The 4781-nt window shown below is 54.1% G+C and carries 4 protein-coding genes, 2 tRNA genes and 1 pseudogene; all 7 read right to left on the reverse strand.

Going from position 1 to position 4781, the window contains the following annotated elements; translation table 11 throughout:
* A pseudogene (locus ACTTKG_RS09015) lies at window positions 1-225 on the reverse strand (DUF389 domain-containing protein); the annotation flags it as partial.
* A gap of 293 nt (window positions 226-518) precedes the next feature.
* Window positions 519-1742: a tryptophan synthase subunit beta gene (gene trpB, locus ACTTKG_RS09020; RefSeq protein WP_442673879.1), complete on the reverse strand. Its 1224-nt coding sequence runs from the start codon at window positions 1740-1742 to the stop codon at window positions 519-521.
* A gap of 10 nt (window positions 1743-1752) precedes the next feature.
* Window positions 1753-2862 (reverse strand): M48 family metallopeptidase, encoded by a 1110-nt coding sequence (locus ACTTKG_RS09025; protein WP_442673880.1) that lies wholly within the window; start codon window positions 2860-2862, stop codon window positions 1753-1755.
* A 259-nt stretch (window positions 2863-3121) separates the two neighbouring features.
* Complete coding sequence (locus ACTTKG_RS09030; RefSeq protein ID WP_442673881.1) at window positions 3122-3748, reverse strand: hypothetical protein; 627 nt, start codon at window positions 3746-3748, stop codon at window positions 3122-3124.
* 227 nt (window positions 3749-3975) lie between these two features.
* A tRNA-Glu gene (locus ACTTKG_RS09035) sits at window positions 3976-4050 on the reverse strand.
* Window positions 4051-4055: 5 nt separating this feature from the next.
* Window positions 4056-4131, reverse strand: a tRNA-Asn gene (locus ACTTKG_RS09040).
* Window positions 4132-4250: 119 nt separating this feature from the next.
* Window positions 4251-4706 carry an RpiB/LacA/LacB family sugar-phosphate isomerase gene (locus ACTTKG_RS09045; protein ID WP_442673882.1) on the reverse strand — a complete coding sequence of 152 codons (456 nt, stop codon included), beginning with the start codon at window positions 4704-4706 and terminating at the stop codon, window positions 4251-4253.
* Between the last annotated feature and the right edge of the window lie 75 nt (window positions 4707-4781).

Consider the following 4781-nt stretch of genomic DNA (forward strand, 5'->3'; position numbering starts at 1 on the left):
GATCGACCCCATCAGCGGAGAGATCAGCATCGCGCCGATGATGACCGCCGTGCTGTCCATGTTGAGTCCGATGGAGGCGATAAAGATGGCCAACATCAGTACACAGAGATTCGTCCCCCGAAATCGCACGCCGGCGTTGATCCGATCTGTAATTTCCCGTATCGACGCGATGTCGCCATGCAAATCAAAAAAATCTTTCAGCTTATTCCAAACCAAACAAACCATCTCCTTCGTCTGGACATCGGGATACTTTCATTATATAGAAGCATACCATGTTTCATGAATATTTTCGAGCCCTTCACCATCATATCAAACCTCCCAGCTCAAAAACCGTCAGCCCGGTAAGAAGTCGTACAATCTAACTTTTCCAGCAGGAAAGCATGTGTATAGAAAGAAGTATACTATAAGAGCATACACAGGACCCGCATGCAAAAGGAGCTACCGTAAAGCAGCTCCTTTTGCATGCGAGTCCTGTGGGTAATTCCCAAAGGCCTCTTAATGTTCCTTCATCCAAGCGTTCAAGAAAAGTCCATGTACTTTTCACCCGTACCGTACTTCTCAATGACGTAGTCGAGATCCTTGTCGCCTCTGCCGCTGAGGTTGACGAGAATCGAACCCGTATCCATCTCCTTGGCGCGGCGCATGGCATAAGCGACCGCATGGGAGCTTTCGAGTGCCGGAATGATGCCCTCGTAGCGCGACAGTTTGAAAAACGCGCCGATCGCCTCTTCATCCGTCGCCGTATCATACTTGACGCGTCCGACTTCGCGCAAAAATGCGTGCTCGGGGCCGACGGACGGATAGTCGAGACCGCTCGCAACCGAGTACACAGGCGCAGGCTCGCCCGCTCCATCCTTGAGCATAATGCTGTTGAAGCCGTGCATGACGCCCTCTTCGCCGTACGACATAGACGCCGCATGATCGCCGAGCGTTTCGCCAAGCCCCAGAGGCTCAACGCCGACGATCTCGACAGGATCTTCAAGGAACGGGATGAACATGCCGATGGCGTTGCTGCCGCCGCCCACACATGCCGTCACAACGTCGGGCAAAAAGCCCGTCATCTCAGAGAACTGCTCACGCGCCTCGATACCGACCACCATCTGAAAGTCGCGCACCATCAGGGGGAACGGATGCGGTCCAAGCGCCGAGCCGATGCAGTAGATCGTTTCCTTATAGTTTGCCAGATAATCCTCAAAAGCCGCATCGACAGCTTCCTTGAGTGTCTTGGCGCACTCCGTCACCGACACGACCTTTGCACCGAGTACCTTCATACGCGCCACGTTCGGCGCCTGCTTCTTGATATCGACCTCGCCCATATAGATCGTGCAGTCAAGCCCGAAGAAAGCCGCCGCCGTCGCGAGCGCAACACCGTGCTGCCCCGCCCCCGTCTCGGCGATGATGCGCCTCTTGCCCATGAACTTCGCCAAAAGCCCCTCGCCCATGCAGTGATTGAGCTTATGTGCGCCCGAGTGATTCAAGTCCTCACGCTTCAAATAAATCTGGCAGTTGCCGATCTTGCGCGAAAGACGCTCGCAGTGGTAAACCGGCGTCGGGCGGCCTTGGAACTCGCGGCGAATGCGCCGAAGCTCATTGATGAACTGCGAAGAATGGCAAATCGTCAGATACGCCTCGGTGATTTCCTCAAAGGCAGGCACAAGCTGCTCGGGCAGATACGCACCGCCAAACTTGCCGAAACGCCCCTCCTTGTTCGGATATTCCTTGAGATAACGCTTAAAATCCATACAGTTTCCCTCACTTCATTTGATTCAGCCTTGCAGCGAGCTCCGACGCCGACTCATCCCCGGCAAGGCAGCTCATGACAGGCTGTGCGCCGAGCATGACGACGTCGCCGTCCGCATAGGCGCTTTCTGTCGCATGACCGTTATGGTAAGCCGCCGCCAAGTTGCCCTGCACGAAGTAGGCGCGTTCCGCGCCGCTCATATTCGCGATTGCTGCAGGCTCGACAAACCGCTTTCCCTTGACGTAGACGGCGCCGTCCTTGACCTCGACATGACCGCCGCTGTAATCCTTGACGCTCTGCATATACTTGTCGCGCCGTTCCTTGTTCGTCGGATGATCGGACGGATCAAACATCTCGCTGACGAAATTCTGCGGATTGTCCCCCTGCTGCTCCATGAAACGCTGCCAAACAGCGGCGGCAGCGCCCGGGTTGTAGCCCGCATCCGTGATATATCGGAGTGCAAGCCCGTCCGCTTCCCACTCATGCGCACGCCCGATCGACACGCGATTGATCTGCGTGACGACCGTATCGAGCACCTTGTTTCTGAGAGCGGAAGAATCCGTTATGCTCGCAAGTACCTGCGCACCGATCGCAACGTCAATCTGCTTGCGCCAACCATCCGCCACATGGCTCTTCATACCATGTCCCATCTCGTGCCCCAAGACGACGGCAATCTCATCTTCGTTCTGCAAGTAATGGAAAAGCCCTCGATTGATCGACATCACATGGCCAAGCGAACAAAACGCATTGAAGCTGTCCTCTTGATTGATAAACCAAAGAAACGGCTTGTCACGCACTGACGGATCCGTCTTGGCTATGCCATCCGACACGCGATCGATCGCCCGCGCACAAAGCTCTTCCCACGGCGACGCCTCCTCAACGCCGTACTCCTCCTGGAACATCGTGAAAAGCTGCTGACGACCCGCTTCCGTCTGATCGAGTTCCTTGATCTGCTTCTCCGCCTCAGCCTTTGCCTGAAAACCACCGATGACCGTGCCCAAAAGGTCACCCCAGCCCGCATCCGCCACAGGAGCCGGCTGCAGGGCAAAACTGCCGCCAACGGCAAAAATCCCCGCCATGAGCGCGGCTGTGATACGCTTTTTCCAAGATTTCCTTTCCATGATCGTCCTCCTCGTCTCCGTCAAATCCCCCGCAAAACATCGCCCGAGAAGTCAAGCCCGAAGGGCGCAGACCGATTGGCTAGGTTTCTGTAAGGGCGGCGCACGATGTCCGCAAAGCGGACGTTTGCGCATATAGTTTACGTATAAACAATGGTTTATTCTTCTAGGTTCGACGAAAACAGGCAAAAATCCTTTTCCAAGGGAAAAAACAAGACCTGCGGCCATTTTCTGAGAAAATAATACCGCAAGTCTTTCCATTTCAGCGTTTATTGTGCAGCGCCGGAGCCAAGAAGCCGATGGCAGAGCCACATACGAGCCGGCGAAGGTCTGCGGCGCTCTCGGCAGGAATCACCGCACAGCTGCCGCACTGCCCGCACTCCAGCAGGACGGAATCACCGCGCACCTGCGCGATGAAATCATGACTGCCGCAAAGACAGGCGACCTCTCCCGCAGCAACGAACTCATGCACACGATTGACCGCTTCAAGCAAAATCTGCTGTTTCCCAATGAAATTCGTACCATCGGAAGGATGAATCCTTTCAAATTCCGTCTGATTGAAAGCCAAAAGTTCCTCGATGCGACGACGCTGCCCGATATAGCCAAGCTCAAAACGATCCTGGCTGCAATACACCTTCTCCAGCTTCATGCGCTTGAGCTGCACAAGACTGTAGCTGAACACATGCTCCTTGCCGCAGGCGACGCACGGCACATGAATCTCCCAGCGTCCCTTATCCTGTCGCACCAGTGCCGCCTGCTCATGCGAACAGTCTGCACAGCGCAGAGAGAAACGCTTCATACCGGGGAAATATGGCACATCATGCACATGAATCTTGCCGCAGCGCCGACAATAAAACGCCACAGAGCAAACGACGCCTCCGACCAGCATAGCAGTTCTTCACTCTCCTCGCGAATCTTTCTCGAAAAATTTCAAATCTCTTTCGTTTTGCTGAATAATTCGGCGCAGAAGAAAAAAATCCTTCCCGAAAGGTCGGTGATTGTTATTAAAATTGAAACATAATTTCCTTAACATTCCCAGCAAGCAAATCTATCTGGCAGATTTGCAAAAATCTACAAAAAAAAACACCGTCCTAAGACGGTGCCAGACATTGCAAATGGTGACGCGTACGGGATTCGAACCCGTGAAGCCGCCGTGAAAGGGCGGTGTCTTAACCACTTGACCAACGCGCCAATATTGGCTCCTCGAGCAGGGATCGAACCTGCGACAACCTGATTAACAGTCAGGCGCTCTACCTACTGAGCTATCGAGGAATCATAAGATGCTCACGCACCAGCAAGAAGTATTATACACGATTGCAGACAGGTGCGCAAGCATTATTTTTGCTCAGATAAAAATTCATGCGAAATTCGGCGCATCCGAAGCCTTCCCATCACTTAAAATGTTCATCCTCATACTTTGCAATGCTTTCGCGACGCTCGGCATACTTGCCGCCAAGCGGCTCACAGGAGAGCCACGTCTTTGCAATCTCCCATGCCATATTGTTCGCAATGACGCGCTGCCCCATGCAGAGGATGTTGGCGTCATTGTGCGTGCGCATCATGCGTGCCGTGAAGAGATCGTGCGCGATGACAGCGCGCGCACCTTTGACCTTGTTCGCCATAATGCACATCGCTGCCCCTGTGCCGCAGACGAGGATACCGAGCTTCTCTTCGCTCCTCGCCACATCCTCCGCCACCTTCTGCGCATAGGGCTGCGTGTTGCAGGACTTCTCGTCATACGTCCCCGCATCCTCGACGCTGCAGCCCGCTTCCTTCAACTGCTGCAGCAAGAACTGCTTCATGGGATAGCCCGCATGATCTGCACCTATGACGATCGTTTTCTTCATCGGAAATACCTCCCTTGATCCGGCTGTTGTCTCACCCTTAATTCATTCGCAGTTATTTCCAAATTCCCTGCTGCG

This window comes from Selenomonas sp., from assembly GCF_052169755.1.
Taxonomy (GTDB): Bacteria; Bacillota; Negativicutes; order Selenomonadales; family Selenomonadaceae; genus Selenomonas.

Coding starts and splice junctions, on each gene's coding strand:
- trpB (WP_442673879.1), bottom strand. CDS start 1,742: ATGGATTTTAAGCGTTATCTCAAGGAATATCCGAACAAGGAGGGGCGT.
- ACTTKG_RS09030 (WP_442673881.1), bottom strand. CDS start 3,748: ATGCTGGTCGGAGGCGTCGTTTGCTCTGTGGCGTTTTATTGTCGGCGC.
- ACTTKG_RS09025 (WP_442673880.1), bottom strand. CDS start 2,862: ATGGAAAGGAAATCTTGGAAAAAGCGTATCACAGCCGCGCTCATGGCG.
- ACTTKG_RS09045 (WP_442673882.1), bottom strand. CDS start 4,706: ATGAAGAAAACGATCGTCATAGGTGCAGATCATGCGGGCTATCCCATG.